Below are 22,690 nucleotides of genomic sequence, written 5' to 3'. Positions count from 1 at the left end.
GGTTGCGGAATGTACGATGGATGGATGAATCTGGCCAGCCTGCTGCTGGGGCTGTCCGCCTGGTTTCTGCCCCTGTGGGGGCTGCGGAGACAGAGCCGAAAAGCTGGGGCGGAGGCGGCCCTGTGGTGCTGGGCCGGCGCTCTGTGCTGTGCAGCGGCGTTGTATTTTCAGCTGCGCTATGGAGACAGCTATGTTCAGGATGGGGATTGGTCCGCTCTCATGGATACCAGCGGCGCGGCGGTCTGGCTCTCTGGTTTTCTGCTGGCAACTTCCTGCGTGATACAGCTTGCGGTCCTGTTTGCCGCCCACTGGAGGAAGCGGAGCGAAGATTAACAAAATGTTCTGGCTATTTGAAAAAATTTATGCTACCATAGCCCCATCGAAAAACAGATGGAGGGCGGCTATGGACAGACATAAGAGGCAATGGAAGGCGGGAGCCCTGGCTCTGGCGGCGGGGGCGGCCCTGTGCGCCGGGGCAGTGTGGGCCCTCCAGGGCGAACTTGGGGTGACTCACTATGAGATCCTCCTCCCGGAGGGGCTGGAGGGGCTGGACGGCCTGAGGATTGCCCAGATCTCCGATGTGCACAGCGCGGACATCCAGAAGGAGCTGCAAGCGGCCCTGCGGGAGGAGCCCCCTGACCTGATCGCCTTTACCGGCGACCTGGTAAACCGGGAGGACCGGGACCTGAGCCGCGCCATTTCCCTGGCGGCTATGGCCGCTCAGATCGCCCCGGCCTACTACGCCCCGGGCAACCACGAGGCGGACAGCCCCTGTTATCCCGAGCTGCGGGAGGGGCTGGAGAAGGCCGGGGTCACCGTGCTGGAAAACGAGAATGCCCAGCTGCAGCGGAACGGGGCCCAGGTGAACATCATCGGCCTGCTGGACCTGGCGTTCCACCCCCAGGGGCGGGAGAGGGCCCGGGAGGAACTGCCGGGGCTGATACAGGACCTCACGCTCCCGGGGGCGCTGAACGTGGCGCTCTCCCACCGCCCCAGTCTGTTGGAGGAGTATGCCGCCGGTGGGGCGGACCTGGTGTTCTCCGGCCACGCCCATGGAGGCCAAGTGCGCGTGCCTGTTGTCGGCCCCCTGTTTTCTACGGACGAAGGGATATTCCCGGACCACACCGCCGGAGTGTATCCGGCCGGGGAGACCTGGGTGGTGGTCAGCCGCGGCCTGGGCAACGGTACGCCCTTTCCCAGGCTGTGGAACGCGCCGGAGCTGGTAGCCGTTACTCTGCGGGCCTCCTGAGAGGCCGGTGGATGGAAGAAGTCCGGCACAAAAATGATAGAACGCCCCGAAGCGCGGCAGGTTACGGCGCTTCGAGGCGTTTAGCGTTCTTTGCAGGAAACAGGCGGCAGAGAAGGAAATGGCGTTATGTTATCTATGTGGAATGGATGGATTTTAAAAAACAAGAAATAAGTTTGTAAAATCCTCGAAATATGAAAATTAAGTGGAAAACTTGTGGATAAATCGGTGGAAATTGTGCATAGATGTTGCTGGCACAAAGCGGATGACAAAAATTATGTAAATAAAGCGGATCACAGAAGGGAGGTCACGCCCTCCAACTCCTCCAATCGGTCCTGAAGCAATTCCAGCAGACGGTGGGTCTGGGTGTTCTTGCGCCGGGGGCCCAGCAGGTAGTAGATGATCCGGTCCGGGGGTCCCTCCTGAAGGATGTGGAGCTGGGCCCGGCCGCTTCGGACCAGGGAGGTGGCCACGCTGGCCGGGGCAATGAGCCAGTTGTCCTCCCACTGGATGGCGTCCTCCATCAGGGACATCTGGTCGAACCACATGCGGGGGACTGAGCTGGAGCCGAACCAGAAGGCGTGCCACAGGTCGTACTCCGGGTTCCACTGCATGCGGATCTCCCGGGCGCTGTCCAGCTGGGAGGGGTGGACGTGCTGGGGCAGGGGGGAGCCGGGCCTGGTGACCAGGCGCATGGGCTCCCGAAAGGCGGGGATGGTCTCCACCTGGCGGCGGAACATGTCGTCGGAGATGAAAGCCAGATCCACCTCTCCCCGCTCCACATAGCCGTAGGACTCCAGGGAGTGGTACTGGTGGAAGGTGAGACTGCTGGTTCCGTCCAGCAGAAAGCGCTGGAGCACGGGGGCGAGGATGTAGGTGGACACGCTGCCCACGGAGGCGACCCGAAAGACCTGGTTTTCCTCCCGCTGGGGGATGCTCCGGGCCTCCTCCCACAGGGCGAGCCAGTGCTCCGCCACAGGGGTGAAGGCCCGCCCCTCCTGGGTGGGCTCTACCGCGCGGGCTCCCTTCCGCCGCTCCAGCAGGCGGAAGCCCAGCTCCTCCTCCAGGGTCCGGATTCGCCGGCTCAGGGCGGGCTGGGAGATAAACAGGGACTGGGCGGCCTGGGAAAAGCTCCCGGTCCGCGTGACGGCCAGAAAGGCTTGAAGCTCCAACTGTGTCATAGTGCACCTCGACCTATAAAATACGATTTATATTATAAGGGGAAAAAGCGTATTTTACAAGGGCGTTTGCCTGGGGTATCATGGAGGGAGAAAAGGAGGGAGCTTTCCATGGACCGGACTGTGGTACTGACCCAGGGCAGCATCCCCAGACAGCTGATCTGGCTGGCCCTGCCCCTGATCTGCGGGAATATCCTGCAGCAGCTCTACAACACGGTGGACGCCTTCATTATCGGACGATTTTTGGGCGGCGCCGCCTTCGGGGCCGTGGGGGTGGCGGGCACGGTGATGAACCTGTTCATTTTCATCCTCAGCGGCTGCTGTACGGGCGTCGCGGTGCTCTTTGCCCAGTTTTACGGCAGCCGGGACCTGGCCTCTTTCAGGCGGGAGGGGTTTCTCTCCCTGGTGTTCGGCCTGCTGCTGACGGCGGTTCTGGGGCTGGGGGGCCTGGTTCTGCTGGGGCCCCTGCTGGGGCTGATCCAGACCCCGGGGGAGCTGCGGCCCCTGGTGACGGAATATTTGAATGTGATCTTTCTGGGACTGCCGGTGACCTTCCTCTATAACCTGGGCTCGGCGGCCCTGCGGGCGGCGGGGAACACCCTGGCGGCCCTGCTCCCTCTGGCGGCGGCCACCATGCTGAATGTGGGGCTGGACCTTCTCTTTGTGGGGGCCTGCTCCATGGGAATTGCCGGGGCGGCCATCGCAACAGTGCTGGCCCAGGGGGCGGCGGCGCTGATGGCGCTGGCCTATCTGAAATGGCGGCTGCCCCAGCTGCTGTTCGGCCGGGCCGATATGAAGATGGACTGGAGCATGCTCCAGCGGACGGCGGCCTTCGGCGTGGTGTCCGCCCTCCACCAGTCGGCGGTGTACATCGGCAAGCTGCTGGTCCAGGGGGCGGTAAACGCCCAGGGGACGGACGCCATCAACGCCTTTACCGCCGCCACCCGCATCGAGGGCTTTGCCAACTCCTTCGGGGACAGCGGGGCGGAGGCGGTGTCCGTCTTTGTGGCCCAGAACACCGGCGGAGGCAGGCCGGAGCGGGTGAGACGGGGCTTTTTTACCGGAATGGCGCTGATGATCGGCCTGGGGCTGGCCATGTCCCTCATTATGTTTGTGGGGGCCCGCGCCTCCATGGTCCTGATGCTGGGGGAGGCGTCTCCGGCGGCTATGGACGAGGGGATGGCCTATCTGCGGTGGATCTCCGTGTTCTATGTACTGTGCTTCATCGGCAGCGCCTATGTGGGGCTCTACCGGGGAATGGGCTGGGTGTCCGTGCCGGTGATCGGCAGCGTGCTCCAGCAGACCATCCGGGTGATTCTGGCCTACACCCTGGCCGGACCTATGGGGCTGGCCGGCGTGGCCCTGGCCATCGGTACGGGCTGGTCGGCTATTGTGCTCTATCAGACGATTCTGTTCCGGACCAAGGTCCGCCTTCGTAAAAATGTCGAATAGATTTGAAAAACAGGGTACCTTTTTTGATGAAAGTGTGCTATGATAGGGGGCGAGTCGGGAGCGAGGCTCCCAAAAGAAGGAAGGATGAAACTCATGGCAACCAAAACAAGCCCCATCGGTATCATCGATTCGGGCATCGGCGGCTTCAGCGTCGCCCTGAAAATGCAGCAGCAGCTGCCCCATGAGAATCTGCTCTACTTCGGAGACGGGGGCAACATGCCCTACGGCAATCACTCCGCGGAGGAGATTCTGACCATGACCCGGTACATGCTCCGCTTTATGGAGGAGCGGGGCGTGAAGGCCCTGCTGGTGGCCTGCAACACCATCTCCTGCCTCATTGACCGGTATCGGGACGACATGACCTGCCCGGTGCTCAGCGTGGTGGAGGCGGGGGCGGATGCGGTGTCCCAGATGGCGGTCCACAAGGTGGGCGTCATCTCCACCTGCTTTACCCACTCCACCCGGTGCTATCCCGATCTCATCGGCAAGAAAGCTCCGGACAAGGAGGTGGTCAGCCACGGCTGCCCCGATCTGGCCAAGCTGGTGGAGGCTAACGTGGGCGACCCCGCCGGTCAGGGGATTCTGGACGCGGACATCCAAGCCAACATGGACGCGCTGGTGAACCAGGAGAAGATCGACTGCTGCGTGCTGGGCTGCACCCACTACCCCCTGGTGGAGAAGAACATCCAGCGGCTGTATCCGGGACTGCCCCTCATTGATCCGGCCGACCAGATGGCCAAGACCATCGCCGGCTATCTCCAGGAGAACGGCCTGGTCAATGACCAGCCGGGCAAGGGCACCCTGGACATCTACACCACCGGCAGTGTGGAGGAGTACCGGGAGAAGGCCGCAAAGGTGGGTCTCAATCCGGTGACCTCGGTGCAGGACTACCCCATTCTAAAGCTGTAATTGGACAAGGCCGCCGCGCCAGGGAAAGGCGCGGCGGCCGTTTGATTTACAGGGAAGCGGGAGGCGGCGCGGAGGGGGGAACCTCTCATACCCTGGAAAAATCCGGCATATAGTAGCACAGCAGACCCAAATCATGGGGGAGATGTTGCTGTGTGAAAGGAAACATGGAAGAGCGGGCCTGTCAGCTGGCCCTGTACATCATAGAGAACAAGGCCACGGTACGCGCCGCGGCCCGGAAATTCAACATCAGCAAATCCACGGTACACAAGGATCTGTCCGAGCGGCTCCCCGCCTTTAACCGCACCCTGTACCTCCAGGCCAAGCAGGTGCTGGAGGAGAACAAGGCCCAGCGGCACATCCGGGGCGGGATGGCCACCCGGCGAAAATACAAAGGAGTCTGACCGGCCAGGCGGCGGGAAACAATGCTTGTTCCCCGCCGCCGGTTCGTGTATAATAAGGTCTACTGAACATACAGCGGACGATACAGAAGATGCCGCCGAAAGGAGAGCAGTGCAATGAGTTACGCCGATCAGGTATTCATTCAGAACTGTAAAGATATTTTGTCCAAGGGCGTGTGGGACACCGGCCGCCCGGTGCGCCCCAAGTGGGAGGACGGAACGCCCGCCCACACCATCAAGCTCTTCGGAGTGGTCAACCGCTATGACCTGAAAAAGGAGTTTCCCATTATCACCATCCGCAGGCAGTACCTCAAGTCGGCGGTGGACGAGCTCCTCTGGATCTGGCAGAAGAAGTCCAACAATATCCATGACCTGAACAGCCATGTGTGGGACGCCTGGGCGGACGAGAACGGCTCCATCGGAAAGGCCTACGGTTACCAGCTGGGAGTGAAGCACCACTACCCTCAGGGGGACATGGACCAGGTGGACAAGGTCCTGTGGGATTTGAAGCACGACCCGGGCTCCCGGCGCATCCTCACCAACCTCTATAACCACCACGATTTAAGCGAGATGGCTCTGTACCCCTGCGCCTACTCCATGACCTTCAACGTGAGCGGGAACACCCTCAACGGCATCCTGAACCAGCGCTCTCAGGACATGCTCACCGCCAACGGCTGGAACGTGATGCAGTACGCGGTGCTTCTGCACATGATGGCCCAGGTGTCCGGCCTGGAGGCGGGGGAGCTGGTCCACGTGATTGCAGACGCCCATATCTACGACCGGCACGTGCCGGTGGTGGAGGAGATCATCGCCCGGCCCCCCTATGAGGCCCCCAAGTTCACCCTGGACCCGTCGGTCACCGACTTCTACGACTTCACCCGGGACAGCGTGAAGCTGGAGGGGTACCAGGCCCATGAGCTGGAGGGAAAGATCCCGGTGGCGGTCTGATTGCTGTATCCAGCCCCCGCCCCGCAGGGGCGGGGCAAATGGAACAATTCTTATGATATGAAGGGACAAAACTGATGAATGTAATCGTAGCAGTGGATCAAAACTGGGCTATTGGGAAAGACGGGGACCAGCTTGTCTACCTGTCGGAGGACCTGAAGCGCTTCAAGTCCCTGACCACCGGGCATCCGGTGATTTTAGGGCGGAAGACCCTGGCCACCTTTCCGGGGGGACGGCCTCTGAAGGGCCGCCGGAATCTCATCCTCTCCCGCAGCGCGGGCTTTGCCCCGGAGGGGGCGGAGGTGTTTTCCGACCTGGAGACCCTGCGGGCGGCCGCCCCCGAGGATTCCTTTGTCATCGGCGGGGCCTCGGTGTACCGGCAGCTGCTGCCCTGGTGCGACACCGCCTATGTGACGAAAATAGACCGGGCGTTTCCGGCGGACTGCCATTTCCCAGACCTGGATCAGGACCTGGAGTGGGAGAAGGCCGAGGAGAGCGCCCCCCTGGAACAGGACGGGATCGTCTACCGCTATGTGACCTACCGCCGGAAGAAATAGTGGGAGACTTGTAAGAAGAGAAGAAAATTCTCGGTTGAGACAGCTTGATTTTAGTGAAAATTCCGAGTTGCATTTCGGAAACTTCAGGACTATATTGAATACATCCAAAGAAAAACCGGAATATCCGGTGGAGGGAGGGGACCGCAATGAACATCTGCCGTGTGGGTCAGAATGGGAATATGCTGGTCTCCTCTCGATTTTTCTTTAGCTGCAAGGCGCGCTTTTTTGCGGGCCTGTTTTTTGACGTCTTTTTTGGCTTCGTTAGCTTCTTTTTTATGCAGAGCAGACGTCTGGAACAATTGCAGCCAGCCTGATGAAGGCATTTGGGATACGTTAGGATACCAAAACGGCTCCGTTGTTTCAGACAGCGGAGCCGTTTTTGTATATGCAGGTCCCGGTGCCTCCGACTGCTGTGGACCTGCCCTCCAGACCGCCTCCGGCGGAGCGGACCCGGTCTGGAACGGGGAATCTCCCCGCAACTGGTTCACAAAGGAGAAATGAAACATGAAAAAGCTTCTTGCCGCGGGCCTGGTTCTGACCATGGGCCTGTCCCTCACCGCCTGCATGGGCGGGACCGCCAACACCAGCTCCGCCGCCTCCGGCGGCTCTGAGAGCAGCTCCGGCTCTGCCGGCGCCGACGGGGTGTACAATATCGGCATCTGCCAGCAGATGCAGCACCCCTCCCTGGACGAGGCCACCCGGGGGTTCCAGGACGCCCTCACCGAGCTGCTGGGCGACCAGGTGGAGTTTGACTATCAGAACGCCGGCAATGAGCCGACCAACTGCACCTCTATCATTACCAAGTTCGTTACCGACAATGTTGACCTGATCATGGCCAACGCCACCCTGCCTGCCGAGACCGCCAAGGAGGCCACCACCACCATCCCCATTGTGGGCACCTCCGTCACCGACTACGTCTCCACCGGCATCGTGGACTCCAATGAGGCCCCCGGCGCCAATATCACCGGCTACTCCGATCTGTCCGATGTGAGCAACCACCTGGCCCTGGTCCAGGAGCTGCTGCCCGACGTTCAGACCGTGGCCATTGTCTACTCCTCCGGGGAGGAGAACTCCCGCATTCAGGCGGAGAACGTCGCCGCCGTGTTCGAGGCCGCCGGCATAGCCACCGAGGACTTCACCGCCAACGACTCCAACGACATCTCTACCGTGGTCACCGAGGCCTGTACCCAGGCCGATGCCATCTATCTCCCCACCGACAACCTGCTGGCCGGAAACATGGAGCTGGTGAAAAACGTGGCTCTGAACCAAAAAGTGCCGGTGATCTCCAGCTTTACCGCCGACGAGAACGACGGGGCCCTGCTCTCCATCTCCATCAGCTACTACACCATGGGCTACCGGGCCGGCGAGATGGCCTATGAGATCCTGGTCAACGGGGCCGACCCCGCCACCATGCCCATCGGCGTCATGTCTGTGGAGGACATGGACATCACCATCAACCAGAGTGTGGCCGACGAGCTGGGCATCACCATCCCGGAGTCCATGCAGCAGTACGCGAAATAAGCACACGTTTTCAGATCTTGTAACAGGAGGAACCATCCATGAACTTTTTCACCGCGCTCCTGGCCCAGATGCCGGATGCCGTAGCCAAGGGCCTGATCTGGGGCCTGATGGCGCTGGGGGTGTACATCACCTATAAAATCCTGGACTTTCCGGACCTGACGGTAGACGGCTCCCTGTGCACCGGGGGCGCGGTGGCAGCGGTCATGATCGTCAGCGGTATCCCCGCCCCCATCGCCCTGGTGGGGGCCCTGATCGCCGGCGGCGTCACCGGAGCTGTCACCGGAGTTCTGCACACAAAAATGGGAATCCCGGGCATTCTGGCCGGAATTTTGACCCAGCTGGCCCTCTACTCCATCAACCTGCGGATCATGGGCAACCGCTCCAACGTGTCCGTCAGTGTGGACCAATTTCCCTTGATGGCCAGCATCCGCTATCCCGAGCAGACCTGCCTCATCGCCCTGCTGTTCTGCGTGGGCATTGTGGCCGTGCTGTGCTGGTTTTTTGGCACCGAGCTGGGCAGCGCCGTCCGGGCCACCGGCAGCAACCCCAATATGGCCCGGGCCCAGGGAATCAACACCAACGGGACCAAGATGGTGGCGCTGATTCTGTCCAACGCCCTGGTGGGACTGTCCGGCGGCCTGTTCGCCCAGTACCAGAGCGCCTCTGACGTGAATATGGGCCGGGGCGCCATTGTCATCGGCCTGGCCGCCGTCATCATCGGACAGGTGCTGTTCTCCCGTGTCCGGTCCTTCGGCGGACAGCTCACCGGCGTGGTGGTGGGCGCCATCGTCTACTACATCGTCATTGCCCTGGTCATCCGCATGGGTCTGAACACCAACGACATGAAGCTGATCTCCGCCCTGGTGGTGGCCATCTTCCTGGCTGTTCCCTACTGGAAGGCGAATTGGGCCGTGAAAAACCGCCGCCGGAGCGTATCCGCCGGCGTACAGCCCAGAGATCCCGCTTGGAACAGGAGGAGCAACCATGCTTGAACTGCATCAGGTCTGTAAGACTTTCAACCCCGGCACCGTCAACGAAAAGGCTGCGCTGAATCACCTGTCTCTCACCCTGGAGGAGGGGGACTTCGTCACCGTCATCGGCGGAAACGGGGCGGGAAAATCCACCATGCTCAACGCCATCTCCGGCGTGTGGCCGGTGGACAAGGGCGCCATCCGTATTGACGGCGTAGACGTCACCGAGCTGTCCGAGCACCGGCGGGCCGTCTACCTGGGCCGAGTGTTCCAGGACCCCATGGTGGGGACGGCGGGCAATATGACCATCGAGGAGAACCTGGCTCTGGCCGCCCGCCGGGGGGAGAAGCGCACCCTCCGCTGGGGCATCAAGAAAAGCGAGCGGGAGCAGTTCAAAGAGCTGCTCCGGCTCCTGGGACTGGGACTGGAGGACCGGCTCACCGCCAAGGTGGGACTGCTCTCCGGCGGACAGCGGCAGGCCCTGACCTTGCTCATGGCCTCCCTGAAAAAGCCCAAGGTGCTCCTGCTGGACGAGCACACCGCCGCGCTGGACCCCAAGACGGCGGCCAAGGTGCTGGAGCTGTCCGACCAGATTGTGGAGGAGCACAGGCTCACCACCCTGATGGTCACCCACAATATGAAGGACGCCATCGCCCACGGCAACCGGCTCATCATGCTGGACGCCGGCCGGGTCATTCTGGACATCCGGGGCGAGGACAAAAAGAAGCTGACGGTGCCTGAACTGTTGGCCCGGTTTACCGCGGCCTCCGGCGAGGAAGTGGAGAGCGACCGCCTGCTCCTGGCCTGATTTTAGGGAAAATAGCAGCGCCGCCTGAGTGTCTCAGACGGCGCTGTTTTTATTCAGACTGAGATTCCGGCTGCGGCAGATTCTCCTCCGAGGCCTCGCCGTTCGGAGCACGGCGGAAGTCGGGGCCGGGGATGGGCTGAAATTCCGGCTCGATCTCCAGATGCTCTTTGGTGCCTACGCAGCGGTTGATGGGGGTGCCCAGCTCGTGGAACTTGGCCTCATAGTCGGTCATCACGCCCTGGATGCCGTGCTCGTGCAGGTTCCGGGTGACTTCGGAGAGGGTGTACCCCGCCTTGGGAAATTGGAACAGGGAGTACTCGAACAGATCGCGGTTGTCCGTTTTAAAATGGATCTGCCCCCCGTCTTTCAGGATTCCCCGGTAGAGCACCAGGAAGTTCTGGTGGGTCAGTCTCCGGCGGGCGTGGCGATTGGAGGGCCAGGGGTCGCAGAAGTTGATGAACAGGCGGTCCACCTCGCCGGGGGCAAAGAACTCCCGGAGCAGGGCGGCGTCCCCGTCCACGAAAAAGACGTTGCTCAATCCTTTGGCGGCGCACCGCTCCATGGCCACGATCATGGCGTCCGGGACCCGCTCCACCGCGATATAGAGGACATCCGGGTTCTGCTCCGCCGTCTCAGCAGTAAAGCGGCCCTTGCCGCAGCCCAGCTCCAGCCAGAGCTGCCCGGCCTCCGGCTTCAAACTGCGCCACTGTCCGCGCAGCTGTTTCGGGTCCTCAATTAAAAACTGGGCGCAGCGCTCCATCCGCGCTCCCAGGTTTGGCTTCTTTCTCATGCGCATGCTGTGTCACCTCTCTGTTTTGTTGCGAAAATATCTTAACATATCCCACGGACCTCTTGCAATCTTTTTCAAAATATACTATACTACTTAGGCGAGTTTTCCTTTGTAGATGCTAAGGGACTGTTTCGCAACTGAAAACTTTATAACCGGGTGTAGCGCAGTTGGTAGCGCGCTTGCTTTGGGAGCGCGCGGGGGCCATCCATGAGGACAAAACCGCAACCCCTCAACCCGCTGGGACACTACCAGAAGCGGGAACCATTTCGGCAAAGTCGTTGGTCAAAAAACGGCCTTGACCACATGTTTGACCACAGTTATAATCATTTTATATCCGGGTGTAGCGCAGTTGGTAGCGCACGTGATTTGGGTGCGTGAGGCCGGCGTTCGAGCCGTACTTTCCTAAAATCCCGGAAAGCTCTGGGACGCTAAGGCCGACGGAGTTTTATACCTCGCCGGTAACTGGTCAAAAACCGGCGCTGACCCCATATTTGACCACAGTTGGAAAATTCCATATCCGGGTGTAGCGCAGTTGGTAGCGCGCTTGCTTTGGGAGAATACGCCCGGGCCACCCCACAACTTTATATCCGGGTGTAGCGCAGTTGGTAGCGCGCCTGCTTTGGGAGCAGGATGCCGCAGGTTCGAATCCTGTCACTCGGACCACCTTCCTTAGAAAAGCCGCCTATTTAGGCGGTTTTTCTGCGTTTTTTGTTCTACTTTTGCAGTTTTGATGACTGCTGTTCAGCGGTGATTCAAGGGACAGAAAAGCGGCGGGAGCATGAGCGAAGATAGCCGACGAAACCGCCAAATCCCTAACCTATCCCTAACGAGGATATACTGAGAACCTCTACGCAGATGGAAGATGTTTGGATTGAAAATATAATCGAAAGAAAGTATAATGTGTTAGCAGGCTGAGTGCCTGTAACGAGCGTGTGGCAAGATTTTGTACTTGTGTTTCGCAAGTGTTGACCAAACTGGGTGGTGCTTTAGCGTATTGCCCTTTCCCGTTATGATGTTAACATGTTCATCATGTTGACTAATCCGTCCGCATAATGAGTTGCCACACGCTCTCCCTTTTGGGAGGTACCCTATGAAAAAGTTTTGCGATATCCAATCAAGAAATGAGTTAGCAGATTATTTAGGTATTTCCCATAAAAAGCTAACACATATTCTTTATATTAAAAAGCCAGATAATTATTATACTACTTTTGAGATTCCAAAACGCAACGGTGAATCCCGTACTATTTGTGCCCCGTCCGGTCATCTGAAGGCTCTACAAGTAAAACTCGCAAATATGTTGTGGTGCTATCAGAAAAGCATTTGGGAAGAAAAGGGTGTAAAACCCAATATCTCTCATGCATTTGAAAAAGAGAAAAGCATTATTACAAATGCGAAAATTCATCGAAACAAACGTTTTGTTCTTAATTTGGACTTGGAAAACTTTTTTGATAGCTTCCATTTTGGCCGTGTTCAAGGCTATTTTGAGAAGAATAACAATTTTAAACTCCCATACGATGTTTCTGTTATTCTCGCGCAATTGACGTGCTATCAAGGGCGCTTGCCCCAGGGTGCGCCCAGTTCCCCAATCATTACAAATTTGATCTGCCAGACCATGGATATCTATCTGTTAAGAGTTGCCAAGAAATATAAACTGGACTATACCAGATATGCTGATGACTTAACTTTCTCTACCAACGACAGACACTTTGTTGAAAATCAGGAGAAATTCTTAGCAGAAGCTATCGCTGCAATAAAACGAGCTGGTTTCTCTATTAATGAAAAGAAAACCCGTCTTCAATTTAGAGATTCACGCCAGGAAGTCACGGGCCTGATTGTAAACAAGAAGCTAAATGTTAATCACGCCTATGTGCGTAAAACAAGAGCAATGGCACATCAGCTCTACTCTACAGGTGAATACCTTATCGATGGCGTGCCAGGAACAATTAAGCAACTGGAAGGGCGCTTTTCCTTTATTGACCATCTGGATCATCATAATAACATTCTTGATCCACAAGAGATTAAGCATGACGCTTTTCATCTTAATGGTCGTGAGAGACAGTATCAGGCTTTTATTTTTTATAAGTACCTTTATGCTCACACTGTACCTGTCATTGTGACAGAAGGCAAAACCGATATTCGATATATAAAGGCTGCGTTAAAGAGCCTTTACACTAAATATCCTCGGCTCATACAAAAAGATGCGGAAGGCAATTTCATCTATAATTTTTCGTTCTTCAAAAGGACAAAAAGATGGAAGTATTTTTTCGGAATCAGTTTGGATGGTGCCGATGCTATGAAAATCCTGTATCATTATCATGCTGGCAACGGGAAAAAAATTCCTGCTTATCACAGCTATTTCCGTCAGTTGAGTGGTCTTGAACAGCATAATCCTGTCATACTTCTATATGACAATGAATCCAAGAGTGAACGGCCATTAAAAAAATTCTTGGGTGAGGGCGTACATGCCACCGCAGAGCAGAAGGCTACGCTTAAATCCGACCTGCATATACGTCTGATCCCGGACAGCAAGTTATTTCTGGTCACGCCTCCTCTCGTAGGTAGTAAAGAAGAGTGCGAAATTGAAGATTTGTTTTCTGACGAGTTGCTAAGCCTCAATTTAGATGGAAAAACCTTCTGTCGCAAAGATAAATTTGATGATAGCAAATACTTTGGCAAAGAAATCTTTTCCCAATATGTTTATGAAAACTACCAGACGATTGACTTCTCAAGATTCATTCCGCTACTTGATGTAATTGATACGATAATTGCAGAAGCAGAATCCCCGAAAAAATAAAAGTGCGCCGGCAGAGTTATTACGCTCTGCCGGCGTATTCTTATCCCACCCTCTCGAACGGTATCACCTTGCACCGGCTCTCCTCCGGAGGTTCGGGAGGCTCCGGTTCCGGCTCGGCCGTGGCCGTTTCCATGAAGCCGCCGATTTTCTCCGCTGCACCTCTTTGCATATCATTGGTGATATGCGTATAGGTGTCGAGGGTAAATCCGGCGCTGTAGTGGCCCAGCATGCTGGACAGCGTCTTCACATCCACGCCGCTGGAGAGGGCCATGGTGGCGAAGGTGTGGCGCAGATCATGGAAGCGCACATGTTCCTCGATGCCAGCCTTCGCCAGTAGCTTGCGGTTGATTCTGGACACCGCATCTGGACTCCAGTAGCCGCCGGTGCGGGGAGACGGGAACAGGATGGGATTGTCGGGGTGCCGTTCATGTTCCCGCACCAGCAAGGACACGGCCTGCTGGGACAACGCTACCTTGCGTACGGAGTTCTTGGTTTTCGGCTCTGTCACCACCAGCTCCCCGTCGATGCGGGTGACCTGCTTACTTACCGATAGTATCCTGTCTTTCACATTCAGGTCATCCCACCGGAGTGCCAGCAGTTCTCCACGCCGCAGACCGCTGGATAATTCCAGGAAGAACATGGGCAGGACGCCGTACTTCTCCGCCTCGCTGAGATATACCCCCAGCTTCTCCGGCGGGATGATGGCCATCTCCTTTTTCTCCTTGGGCGGGATGCGGCAGTTGTCGCAGGGGTTGTAGGGAATGATCCGCTCCTTGACCGCCTGCTTCAGCGCTGAGGAGAGTACCATGTGGATGCGCCGCACTGTGCTTCCAGCCAGGGACGTGTCGGTCTTTTTCTCGAATCGCTGCACCCGCCCCTTGGTCTTGGAGTCGTTGTACATCTTCTGGATCTGGATGGCGGTGAGCCGTTTGAGTTTTACTCCTCCGATGGCCGGTACGATGTGGTTTTCGATCATGTTCTCATAGGTCTTTGCGGTGTTGGGGCGGATCACTGGCTTGCTGTAGGTTTCAAACCACAGCCTGCACCACTCCGCTACTGTGTAGTCCTCGTTGTGGTTCACCGGGATGCCCCGATTGTCCCGGATGGCCTTTGCCAGCTTTTCCTTGCACTCGGCCTGCGTCCTGGCAGACACGCTTTTCTGAATGGCGCGGCCGGTGTTGGGGTCGATGCCCTGAGTGTATCGGCCCTCCCAGCGGCCGTTGGGCTTCTTTCGAATGCTGCCCTCGCCGTTTGCTCGTTTCTTTGCCATTGTTCATCCCTCCTTTACGACTCGCTAAGCGCCTCGCTTCGCTCGGTTGCTCGCATGCATTGCGCCTGCGGGCGCTTATTGCAACACAAACAAATACCACAGAATCTTTGAAATAGCCACTAAAATATTTCCGTCTTTTGGGCCGCCTGTTCGTCGATCCACGCCATGAACTTATCACGGGGGACGATGATCCGGCTGCCCAGGGTGATGGTAGGGAAATCCTGCCGGTGGGCAACCTCGTAGGCGTGGGCCAGCCCGATGCCCAGCACATCAGCCACATCCTGCACGGTCAGCATCAGGGGCAGTTCGTTGAACGAGCTGTACTTAGATCGTTTCATCGGATTCCTTTCTACCCTTCTCGCGGAAGGGGTTTTATTCTTTGTTTTGCGGCTCATATTCTGCGCCGCTTACATGGTCATTTCAGGCCACTGCTCCTCATGGTCATCCGGTTTGTGGCCCATAGCAATCTTCTTCTCCTGGATCTTCCGCCTGAGTTTTCGATCCACCTGCTGACCTACTGGGGCGGCGGACGGCACGGAGTTGTCCTCAAAGATCCGGCTCATGTGATAGAGCAGCCGAGAGATCGCCAGCATCACAGAGGGCGGGCGGAGATTGTTTCGCTGCTCCAGGAAGAACTGAGCATACTGATTTCCTTGGGCAGCGGAACGGCTGAACCACATCATTGCCTGGGCCTGATCCCATGGTAGACCCTGTCCCGTCAGGTGCAGCTTGCCCATCATGTACTGGGCGTACTGGTTTCCCGCCTCTGCTGATTTGGTGAACCAATCCGCCGCTCTTGTGGTGTCCTTGTTGACAGCGTTTCCCTCCAGATACTCTTTGCCCAGACGGTAAGCGGCAAAGTGGCTTCCATTTTCCGCAGCCTGTCTCAGCCAGCGGATGCCCTCGTCCGGGTCCCGCACTTCCCAATCGTCAGAGAGGAACAGTTTGCCAAGGGCATACTGTGCTTCAGGCAGGCCCTGTTTCGCTGCCTGAGTGAGCCAGTGTTTGGCCTTGCGGTTGTCAGGGATCAGCAAAGGGCCGTCCCGGTAGAGTTGTCCCATTCGGTATTGCGCATAGGCGTCGCCTCGCTCCGCCACCTGCTCCAGCTTCTCCACTGCCCGGTCACGGTAGTCCAGAGAAATGTCCTCGTTCCGAATGATTCGCCACAGTTCCCGGCAGGCATTGGACTCACGACGCGCCGGTTCCGGCTCGCCGTGCTCAGCCAAGTCATCATCCTCGAAGGAGATCTCACCCAGACGGATGTGCTCTGCCTCCTGGATGACAGCGTTTTTGATCTGCCGGAACTCTTTCTCCTGGGACAGCTTTTTTCGTTCTCTGGGTTTGTCGTGGTAGTAACTCTCTACCTCACACTGGAGCCTGCACCACCGGTCGTAGCACTCACGCACTACCGGCAGCTCCTCCAGTTTGTCCACTACCTCATCCACGGTTTTCTTCACGGACTTGGGAAGGTAGCCGTAGGATTTTTTGCCTTTGACCGTTTCCAGTTGTCCGGCCAGCTGCTCCATCTTCTGCTCAATCTCAGGAGCCGTACAGATGCTTTGCACCATCTCCTGGGTGAGCTGCCGGATTACACGGCGGGCCTTCCGCACCAGCTCATCCCTCGACTGTGACTTCTGTTCGTAGGTGTGGAGCATCTCCTGTTTGAAGATCTGATTGGTGAGCGCAGATTTGATGTTGCGGATACCATCCCGCGTAAGATATGCCTCACCTGGTACGGTCGACCACGCCATCATGTGAACATGGGGATGCTTCCCTTCGTCGTGGAAGGCGGCGTACCAGCGGAAGTGGTTCGGTTGAATATTCATAGCGGCAGCGACTTCATTGCGATTTGCTCGGAGCAGGTTTCGCCATGCTTTGGCATTGTCATATCCAAGACGCACAGCGTCCTCACGCTTCAGTGAGAGGATATGCGTCCACACATTGCCGTTGTACTGATCCAGTTCCTGCATGGCCTGCTCCAAGTCCACAGCATCTTCATCACCAAATAGCCCGTGGTCACCAAGCCGTTCCGCACGAGGCCGAGTAGCGACGTACTTCATGTAGCCGTCTGACTGCTGCACTTGAAACCAGTTCTCCTCCAGTGCTCGGGTAATAAAGACAGAGGCATTGGCCTTGGTGGGCTTGTCTTTGTAATCGGAATATTCACCCAGCTCCTTGGCCTCCGGGAAATCCTTTGTCAGTTTGGTGATGAGCTGATCCTGCTTTCGAGTGGGCGGACGGTCATCCGGGAGGATCTCTACCCGTTCCCGCGTGCCGATGTACCGCAGATAGCCGCTGACCGAACTACCGTCTCCGCACTTGAGATAAGGGCTTTTCACGATCAATCCTGCCACTCATCGTCCTCCTCCCAAGCATCACGCACCCGTTGCTCCAGCGAGATGCGGCCATTGGTTTTCCGCACATTTTGAACGCTCTCCGCCCGCCGTCGGCGCAGATCTTCGTTGCTGAACTGATACGCGTCGGCGAGGATACCGGCCACCATGTCCTGCTCCACCGCTTGCCGGAAGGCGATGGAGGATAGCCGCTCCTCCAGCTGTCCCATCCTTCCGTCCAGGTAGGACTTGATGGATGTGGGGAGAAACAGTCCGGCGTTGTTGGCGCTGAGGTAGTCCAGATAAAAGTCCACCGCCCGCTCAATGAAGGCGGTGATGCTCCGGCTCCCGTCCTCCTGATATCGGCGCTCCAGGATAGTCTTTTTCTCCGGTGAGAGGTAGAGGGGGAATTTCTCTTTTTTGCTCATAATGTTCTCCTTTCCGAGGGTTGACCCCTGTTTTTTCCTTGTGGCAGTAGGCTTTGGGGGATTGTGACCGCAGAGATGATGTCACAGCCCGGATTTTGACCCCATTTCCAATCCCCGCAAAAGCCCCCGCAACTGCCCGCACTGCGGGCAGAGGTGCTTCTGACGGGGGCGCTTGCGACCCCGTCGTTTATCCTGCTTTTTCTTTCGTCCTTGAGATTTCCTCCGAAAGCGGGCCAAATTGGGCCTCTAACCCCGGATCGGCACTGGGACTCGCTTCCGCTCCGAAAGGCGCACACAGGGCGTTCTGGGGGCTTTCACGGGCCAATTCTGCCAGGCGTGCCATTGCCCTTTGACGGGCGGCATCCTCCTCCAGCTGCCGGAACTGCCGCTCGTAGAATAATTCGACTGCCGCCTGGATCGGACGGATGGTGTAGAGCAGATTCCCGTTGAGGGGCCTGCCGTCTTTGCTCCGCACCATCGTCGGCTCGGTGCGGATGAGACCTTTCTCCTCCAGACTGCGCACATACTTGCTTACGGTATTCTCGCTCATACCCAGCGCTTTGCCGATGGTCTTGTAGCTGGGGTAGCACTGGTAGGTTTCTCTGTCCTCGATGCTCAGCAGATAACAGTAGATGGAGATCTCCGGGTAACTGAGACCGATGTGAAAAACTTCGTTGGGAACCTTGAAATAGTTTTTGTCGGGATCTCGTTTGGGCCACTGTTGGAACTTCATATAGCACCTCCCGTATGCTCCTCCATACACTGAATGCACTTTTCTTTCGGCACCACCATACAGTTGCTCACGCGCAGCACCGTGAGGTCCGGTTGGTACATCAGTTCATACCCACTGGACGACGATGTACCCAGTACCTTCGCTTTGTTGTAGTTCTTGTAGGCAGATTCTCTCATGTTGACCATCTCCTTTTCAAAACTCCCTCTACTTCTTTAGCCGCAAACATTTGCATGTGACATAGGTTTGACATAACCTTTGGATGGTGTTCGAGTTGTCTCTCTACTTGTATTGGGGAAAATATATCCCACTGACATACATTTGACAGAAAAACGGAGCGCCTGCTTTGTCGCAGACGCTCCGTTTGAGGTTGGATTATTTACTTTTGTGCTGGTTTCAGCAGCCGGCATGTTCCCTCCGCCTCGTCCCGCTCTTTCAGCAGAGAGGCCAGAGCAGAGAAGAATTTCTTTTGCTGATAGTCCACGCTGCCACGGTTCAGCTGATGGGCTTCCGCGTACTTGCGAATGGACAGGCCATCCACGAACCGCTCCCGGAAATAATCCTGGTATGCAGCCAGCACCGTTTTCATGGCATTGTCCAGAAACTGCAGGTCCTCTTTCAGCTTGGCGAAGTCACTTTTGGTGATAGCAACGAATCTCTTTTCCCTCACGCAGAGGCGATGTTTGTTCCGGTCGAAGTTGTAGTGCTCACAGAGATCTTTTGCGTATGCGTAGTAGGTAAGAGATTGCTGATAATCTCGGGAGTCATAAGATTCATCCAGTTGCCAATTTTTTCGTTTACGTACCGGTCCCCGAAATCCCTCTTCCTCCAGCCGCTCTATGGCTTCCCCTGAGATCTTCATATTGAGCAGTAGCTTATACTTGGCCCTCCGGTCACCATTCACTTCCACGAAGGCGCAGAAGGACTTTTTGCTGGAGGTGTAGTATCTGGGAACAGCCGCAAAGGGGTAGGTGGTCCAGATGACACTCTCCTCGCCGGTGTCAGCGTCGGTGGCCAGAGAGACAACATAAACCACCTTGCCGTCATACCGCCGGTAGTACCCGGCGCGGATTTTTCTTTCTGCCATTTGGTCACCCTCACATTTGTTTTTCTGTCCTCAGTATATACGGGGCTGGGATCTCACATAAAATAGCGATAATCGTAAAGTGTTCCCTCAAATTGAGATAGTAACCATCCAATTCGCGCAATTTCGTTCGAGGATTCTATCGTACATGGAAGTTTCGAATACAACCCAAAGCTGTTCCAATTCATTTTGGACAATCCAAGAATTTCTGTTGCGATTTGTGCCATATCTCCAGAACCATAATGCTTAACTACTTTTAACGGCAATGGAACACTTTTGCCTCCTTGAAAATATTTTCTGTTCGGTGATATTACAGATGGTGCGATGCCATGGGTGAATAGATACATCGTATTATTATCAATCGGGAAACACATACCCCTTCGTACTGGATATCCATCCACACGAGTACAAGATTCATTTAATGCAAAGCACTTCAAATTGTCTTCATATATTATCTCAAGAAGTTCAATATTCTTAACCCCCGCAGATGATAGGCTTTCTACTAATCCTTTAACTTCATCTCTCCGAAATGGAGTGCGTTTATGAACGACAACCCGTTTCGGTAACTCGGAGAAAGATTTGTAGAACAGCTCTTTGATGTTGAGACCAATCCTATACGCTTCTTCTTCGGATAAGTACGGATTTTTCTTCCTATCAAACGAATAATCGTGAATTTTGGAAAGCTTATACTTCATTCCTCGTCCATCAGAAGAGTATATATGACTGCAACCAACCACCACATTACTTCCCGTGGGTGCATTCATAACACTGTATCCAATTCCAGCAAATGCTGTATCCGCTTGAATTCCATTTATCACCCATGGTATCCGACCGGACTTGACATACAACGCCAAAGAAAGAGCCCACATAATTTGACAATGCAAGTCACTCTCAATCGTTTTCTCCCGAACAAATTGCGTTGCCACCTGCTTTTGTGCAGCATACGCCTTGATATAATCATGTAGATCATATTTTACGGTTCCATCGGTATATGAGGTAAATATCTCATAGTCCCTCGGAATATAAATCAGTATGACGTCAACAGAATCTGCACTGAGCTGGTCAATTTTCCTGATTATTGCATTGCCAAACTCAACAGCGGCTTTATGAATATCCTGCTCATTTGAAGCGTTAATTTGCTTCCATTTACCACTGTTTGGCTCCGGCAAATCGAGTCCCGTTTTGAAGGCCTGATAGAAGCCTGGGAAGGTAATTAGATAATCAGTATTATGTTTTGCTTGTGATCGATAATTTAATTCAGAAATGAACTGTGCAAACCTCCGCTCATGTTTATCGGGGCAAATTACTCCTACTGAAATCGCAGAATGTAGGATACCACCATCCATAGCATAATCTACAGGCGCATTAGAAATCAACCCACGCATTGGGTGGAAATCCTCCGCTATCCCATGTGTAGAGGCACTACAAAAAAGAAGAGTAGGATCTTTGTACTCTGTTCCAGAAAAAACAATCCGTTTTGGAACAGCGGCAGGCAGTTGTATCGAGTTACGCTTGCCACTGCTCACACCAATCAGCGCACTGTAATTTACAACCGCAAAAGAAAATCTTACTGTATTTCTTCCAGGATAATTGGCAGAAAACTTTGTGTTACCTATTATTTTTTTACTCCATTTTACAACGTACTCATTTGCATTTAGGTTTGGACGGCCATTATTTACTCGTGCATTAAACCAGTCGGCAAATTGCTTCCGTTCTTCGCTGCTCAGTGTTACATCGTCAGCATACATATAACTCGGAACAAGTGTAAGATAGCTGTATTTATAATCAAAAAGTAATGCAAGCTTAACCCCTGAATAAGCCGTGACCGTTCTGGCTCCGATGCGATATTTCAATACCTCTTTTGTATCCCAAATTTTATCCTTTGAGTGACCCAGTCCATGACTTACTGCAAGAATACGGACAAGTGTTTTCAACAACAACTCACGAAATGTACTATTTCCAGCGATTGACGCTCTGCTTAACGGGCATAATTCAATATTGGTTTTTAGCTTGCCTTTGCATACCTCCTCAATAACAGATTTCGATCCCCATGCATACACCAAGTTCTTGTAGGGTACCGCCATAACATTTTCTTTACCCAAAGCTTTGCAAAAATCCCATGGTTTTTCGTCGGAAGCGAGCAAAACCTCAAACTGATAACACTGATTTGGGAATGCGATTGGGAAGGCGTTGGTGCTCACCACTTTATTTACTGCTCCGTTAAGCTGTATAAATCCACTGTGTTGTGGCTCAAGCGTAATGGACAGCTTCTTTTTGATGTTGTCCACCTTTTCCAAAAACTCTTTGTTTTCGCTCATACAGTGGCGCGCTATGGCGTAGAATGTGCTATCAAAGCCTTCTGTTGGAATGTAGAAGGCTGCTCTGCCATATTGATTTGCCGTTCTGATTAATGTTTTTACTTCTGAGGGAATATTAGATCCATAACCACACCAAAAGAGTTTACCTGCTCCCCTCGTGGAATAGACTTGCGTCAACGCGTCCATAAGAGATTGATCTCGTCCGCTATATCCTACAACAATTAAGTCGCGGTTAGTTAACTCGTGCAGTAATGCCTTTACTAATTCACCATCTTGAGTGTCAAGTTCTTGCTTTGTGTTTTTCAATGCCCCATATTTATAGTCGCCATGCAAAGCGATGCACAGAAGTTCTTTGTCAACATCACCACGGTATATTCTTTCAGAGGTAGCCGCTGTGATTTCAACCGGAACAAGCGGGCTATATTGGTGGGCACACTTTAGAGTCAAGCCATCAAAGTTTGTTGTCCATACGCTTTTTATTATATTTTCTAACGCAAGTAAGGAGATTAGATGATAGCCCAAGCTGGGGTCATGGTTTGCCACCAAATGCTGAAAGTATTTCCGCCGATCATCTGCGATAGGATATGCTTTTTCGGCAAAATACGAGTACTCCTCCGCGCTATTCTCAGCCGGATAAATATTTTGTGCATCAATCCACCGCTGAATCACCCTGCGTACAGCTTCGGATTTCGAGTTATCAAAGTTTCCTATTGATCCAGGGTTCTTCGATAAATAGATTTCTCGTTTCCAATCCCAAATGCAATCTGTTGCTGATGGAATTCCTGACTCAATAGATGCACCCGCACCAAGTAGTAAAGAATGAGGAGTATCTATATTTTGTTTTATTGACCTCAAAAATTCATCCAATTGAAGTATTTCCATATATGCCCCTCATTTCTTTTCTGTGAAAACCATTCTATATTCCATTAACAGCAACAGAAAACGCTTCAGAGGAAAA

Annotated in this window: 22 protein-coding genes and 2 tRNA genes; 13 read left to right on the top strand and 11 right to left on the bottom strand. The window is 54.8% G+C overall.

Annotation, left to right across the window (positions count from 1 at the left end):
* Positions 1-9: 9 nt before the first annotated feature.
* Together B5F19_RS02480 and B5F19_RS02475 are read left to right on the top strand one after the other, a co-directional pair.
* The gene (locus tag B5F19_RS02480; protein ID WP_087287525.1) at positions 10-333 is read left to right on the top strand and encodes a hypothetical protein; all 324 of its coding nucleotides are present in this window, start codon (positions 10-12) and stop codon (positions 331-333) included.
* A 70-nt stretch (positions 334-403) separates the two neighbouring features.
* A complete protein-coding gene (locus B5F19_RS02475; RefSeq protein WP_162612500.1) occupies positions 404-1,249 on the top strand; it encodes a metallophosphoesterase in 846 nt (281 codons plus the stop codon).
* Between the two features lie 290 nt (positions 1,250-1,539).
* On the opposite strand, the gene B5F19_RS02470 is transcribed toward B5F19_RS02475, so the two are convergent.
* On the bottom strand, positions 1,540-2,427 hold the full coding sequence (locus B5F19_RS02470) for a LysR family transcriptional regulator (RefSeq protein ID WP_087287518.1): 888 nt from the start codon (positions 2,425-2,427) through the stop codon (positions 1,540-1,542).
* Between the two features lie 108 nt (positions 2,428-2,535).
* Here B5F19_RS02470 and B5F19_RS02465 point away from each other — a divergent pair, with 108 nt between their 5' ends.
* The 5 genes from B5F19_RS02465 to B5F19_RS02445 all read left to right on the top strand — a co-directional run bounded on the left by B5F19_RS02465 (position 2,536) and on the right by B5F19_RS02445 (position 6,685).
* Complete coding sequence (locus B5F19_RS02465) at positions 2,536-3,876, top strand: MATE family efflux transporter (RefSeq protein WP_087287515.1); 1,341 nt, start codon at positions 2,536-2,538, stop codon at positions 3,874-3,876.
* A 93-nt stretch (positions 3,877-3,969) separates the two neighbouring features.
* Entirely contained in the window at positions 3,970-4,785 is an 816-nt protein-coding gene (gene murI, locus B5F19_RS02460; protein ID WP_162612499.1) for a glutamate racemase, read from the top strand.
* A 152-nt stretch (positions 4,786-4,937) separates the two neighbouring features.
* Positions 4,938-5,186, top strand: a complete 249-nt coding sequence (locus B5F19_RS02455; RefSeq protein ID WP_087287509.1) for a sporulation transcriptional regulator SpoIIID — start codon at positions 4,938-4,940, stop codon at positions 5,184-5,186.
* A 114-nt stretch (positions 5,187-5,300) separates the two neighbouring features.
* The gene (gene thyA, locus B5F19_RS02450; protein ID WP_087287506.1) at positions 5,301-6,131 is read left to right on the top strand and encodes a thymidylate synthase; all 831 of its coding nucleotides are present in this window, start codon (positions 5,301-5,303) and stop codon (positions 6,129-6,131) included.
* 74 nt (positions 6,132-6,205) lie between these two features.
* Entirely contained in the window at positions 6,206-6,685 is a 480-nt protein-coding gene (locus B5F19_RS02445; protein WP_087287504.1) for a dihydrofolate reductase, read from the top strand.
* Positions 6,686-6,774: 89 nt separating this feature from the next.
* On the opposite strand, the gene B5F19_RS17010 is transcribed toward B5F19_RS02445, so the two are convergent.
* A complete protein-coding gene (locus B5F19_RS17010) occupies positions 6,775-7,191 on the bottom strand; it encodes a hypothetical protein (protein ID WP_140394143.1) in 417 nt (138 codons plus the stop codon).
* On the opposite strand from B5F19_RS17010, the gene B5F19_RS02440 reads away from it, so the two are divergent.
* The 3 genes from B5F19_RS02440 to B5F19_RS02430 are packed head-to-tail and all read left to right on the top strand — an operon-like array spanning position 7,190 to position 9,985.
* A complete protein-coding gene (locus B5F19_RS02440) occupies positions 7,190-8,206 on the top strand; it encodes an ABC transporter substrate-binding protein (RefSeq protein WP_087287502.1) in 1,017 nt (338 codons plus the stop codon). The two genes, B5F19_RS17010 and B5F19_RS02440, sit on opposite strands and share 2 nt — an antisense overlap.
* A 38-nt stretch (positions 8,207-8,244) precedes the next feature.
* Positions 8,245-9,198: an ABC transporter permease gene (locus tag B5F19_RS02435; protein ID WP_087287499.1), complete on the top strand. Its 954-nt coding sequence runs from the start codon at positions 8,245-8,247 to the stop codon at positions 9,196-9,198.
* Entirely contained in the window at positions 9,191-9,985 is a 795-nt protein-coding gene (locus B5F19_RS02430) for an ABC transporter ATP-binding protein (RefSeq protein ID WP_087287496.1), read from the top strand. The genes B5F19_RS02435 and B5F19_RS02430 overlap by 8 nt, the downstream gene beginning before the upstream one ends.
* Before the next feature lie 49 nt (positions 9,986-10,034).
* On the opposite strand, the gene trmB is transcribed toward B5F19_RS02430, so the two are convergent.
* The gene (gene trmB / locus B5F19_RS02425; protein WP_087287493.1) at positions 10,035-10,781 is read right to left on the bottom strand and encodes a tRNA (guanosine(46)-N7)-methyltransferase TrmB; all 747 of its coding nucleotides are present in this window, start codon (positions 10,779-10,781) and stop codon (positions 10,035-10,037) included.
* Between the two features lie 147 nt (positions 10,782-10,928).
* Between trmB and B5F19_RS17385 the strand changes: the two genes are divergently transcribed.
* The 3 genes from B5F19_RS17385 to B5F19_RS02415 all read left to right on the top strand — a co-directional run bounded on the left by B5F19_RS17385 (position 10,929) and on the right by B5F19_RS02415 (position 13,569).
* Positions 10,929-11,014: transfer RNA gene (locus tag B5F19_RS17385), tRNA-Pro, on the top strand.
* Between the two features lie 348 nt (positions 11,015-11,362).
* Positions 11,363-11,438 (top strand) — tRNA-Pro (locus B5F19_RS02420).
* A gap of 427 nt (positions 11,439-11,865) precedes the next feature.
* Positions 11,866-13,569 (top strand): retron Ec67 family RNA-directed DNA polymerase/endonuclease, encoded by a 1,704-nt coding sequence (locus tag B5F19_RS02415; protein WP_087287490.1) that lies wholly within the window; start codon positions 11,866-11,868, stop codon positions 13,567-13,569.
* Positions 13,570-13,609: 40 nt separating this feature from the next.
* Here the strand turns inward: B5F19_RS02415 and B5F19_RS02410 are convergent, their stop codons facing one another.
* The 8 genes from B5F19_RS02410 to B5F19_RS02375 all read right to left on the bottom strand — a co-directional run bounded on the left by B5F19_RS02410 (position 13,610) and on the right by B5F19_RS02375 (position 22,614).
* Positions 13,610-14,839, bottom strand: coding sequence for a site-specific integrase (locus tag B5F19_RS02410; protein ID WP_087287487.1), 1,230 nt, complete (start codon positions 14,837-14,839; stop codon positions 13,610-13,612).
* 119 nt (positions 14,840-14,958) lie between these two features.
* Positions 14,959-15,177, bottom strand: coding sequence for a helix-turn-helix domain-containing protein (locus tag B5F19_RS02405; protein WP_087287484.1), 219 nt, complete (start codon positions 15,175-15,177; stop codon positions 14,959-14,961).
* Between the two features lie 69 nt (positions 15,178-15,246).
* Positions 15,247-17,193: a MobP3 family relaxase gene (mobP3, locus tag B5F19_RS02400; protein WP_195560473.1), complete on the bottom strand. Its 1,947-nt coding sequence runs from the start codon at positions 17,191-17,193 to the stop codon at positions 15,247-15,249.
* On the bottom strand, positions 17,181-17,600 hold the full coding sequence (locus B5F19_RS02395) for a hypothetical protein (protein ID WP_087287481.1): 420 nt from the start codon (positions 17,598-17,600) through the stop codon (positions 17,181-17,183). The genes mobP3 and B5F19_RS02395 overlap by 13 nt, the downstream gene beginning before the upstream one ends.
* A 187-nt stretch (positions 17,601-17,787) precedes the next feature.
* Entirely contained in the window at positions 17,788-18,333 is a 546-nt protein-coding gene (locus B5F19_RS02390) for a helix-turn-helix domain-containing protein (RefSeq protein WP_087287478.1), read from the bottom strand.
* Positions 18,330-18,509, bottom strand: coding sequence for a DNA-binding protein (locus B5F19_RS02385; RefSeq protein WP_087287476.1), 180 nt, complete (start codon positions 18,507-18,509; stop codon positions 18,330-18,332). Before B5F19_RS02385 ends, B5F19_RS02390 begins: the two co-directional genes overlap by 4 nt.
* Before the next feature lie 200 nt (positions 18,510-18,709).
* Positions 18,710-19,417, bottom strand: coding sequence for a hypothetical protein (locus B5F19_RS02380; RefSeq protein ID WP_087287473.1), 708 nt, complete (start codon positions 19,415-19,417; stop codon positions 18,710-18,712).
* A gap of 53 nt (positions 19,418-19,470) precedes the next feature.
* The gene (locus tag B5F19_RS02375) at positions 19,471-22,614 is read right to left on the bottom strand and encodes an SIR2 family protein (protein ID WP_087287470.1); all 3,144 of its coding nucleotides are present in this window, start codon (positions 22,612-22,614) and stop codon (positions 19,471-19,473) included.
* Between the last annotated feature and the right edge of the window lie 76 nt (positions 22,615-22,690).

The sequence above is a fragment of the Pseudoflavonifractor sp. An184 genome (assembly GCF_002160305.1).
GTDB classification, from domain to species: domain Bacteria; phylum Bacillota; class Clostridia; order Oscillospirales; family Oscillospiraceae; genus Lawsonibacter; species Lawsonibacter pullicola.
This window is presented reverse-complemented; position numbering and strand designations above follow the sequence as displayed.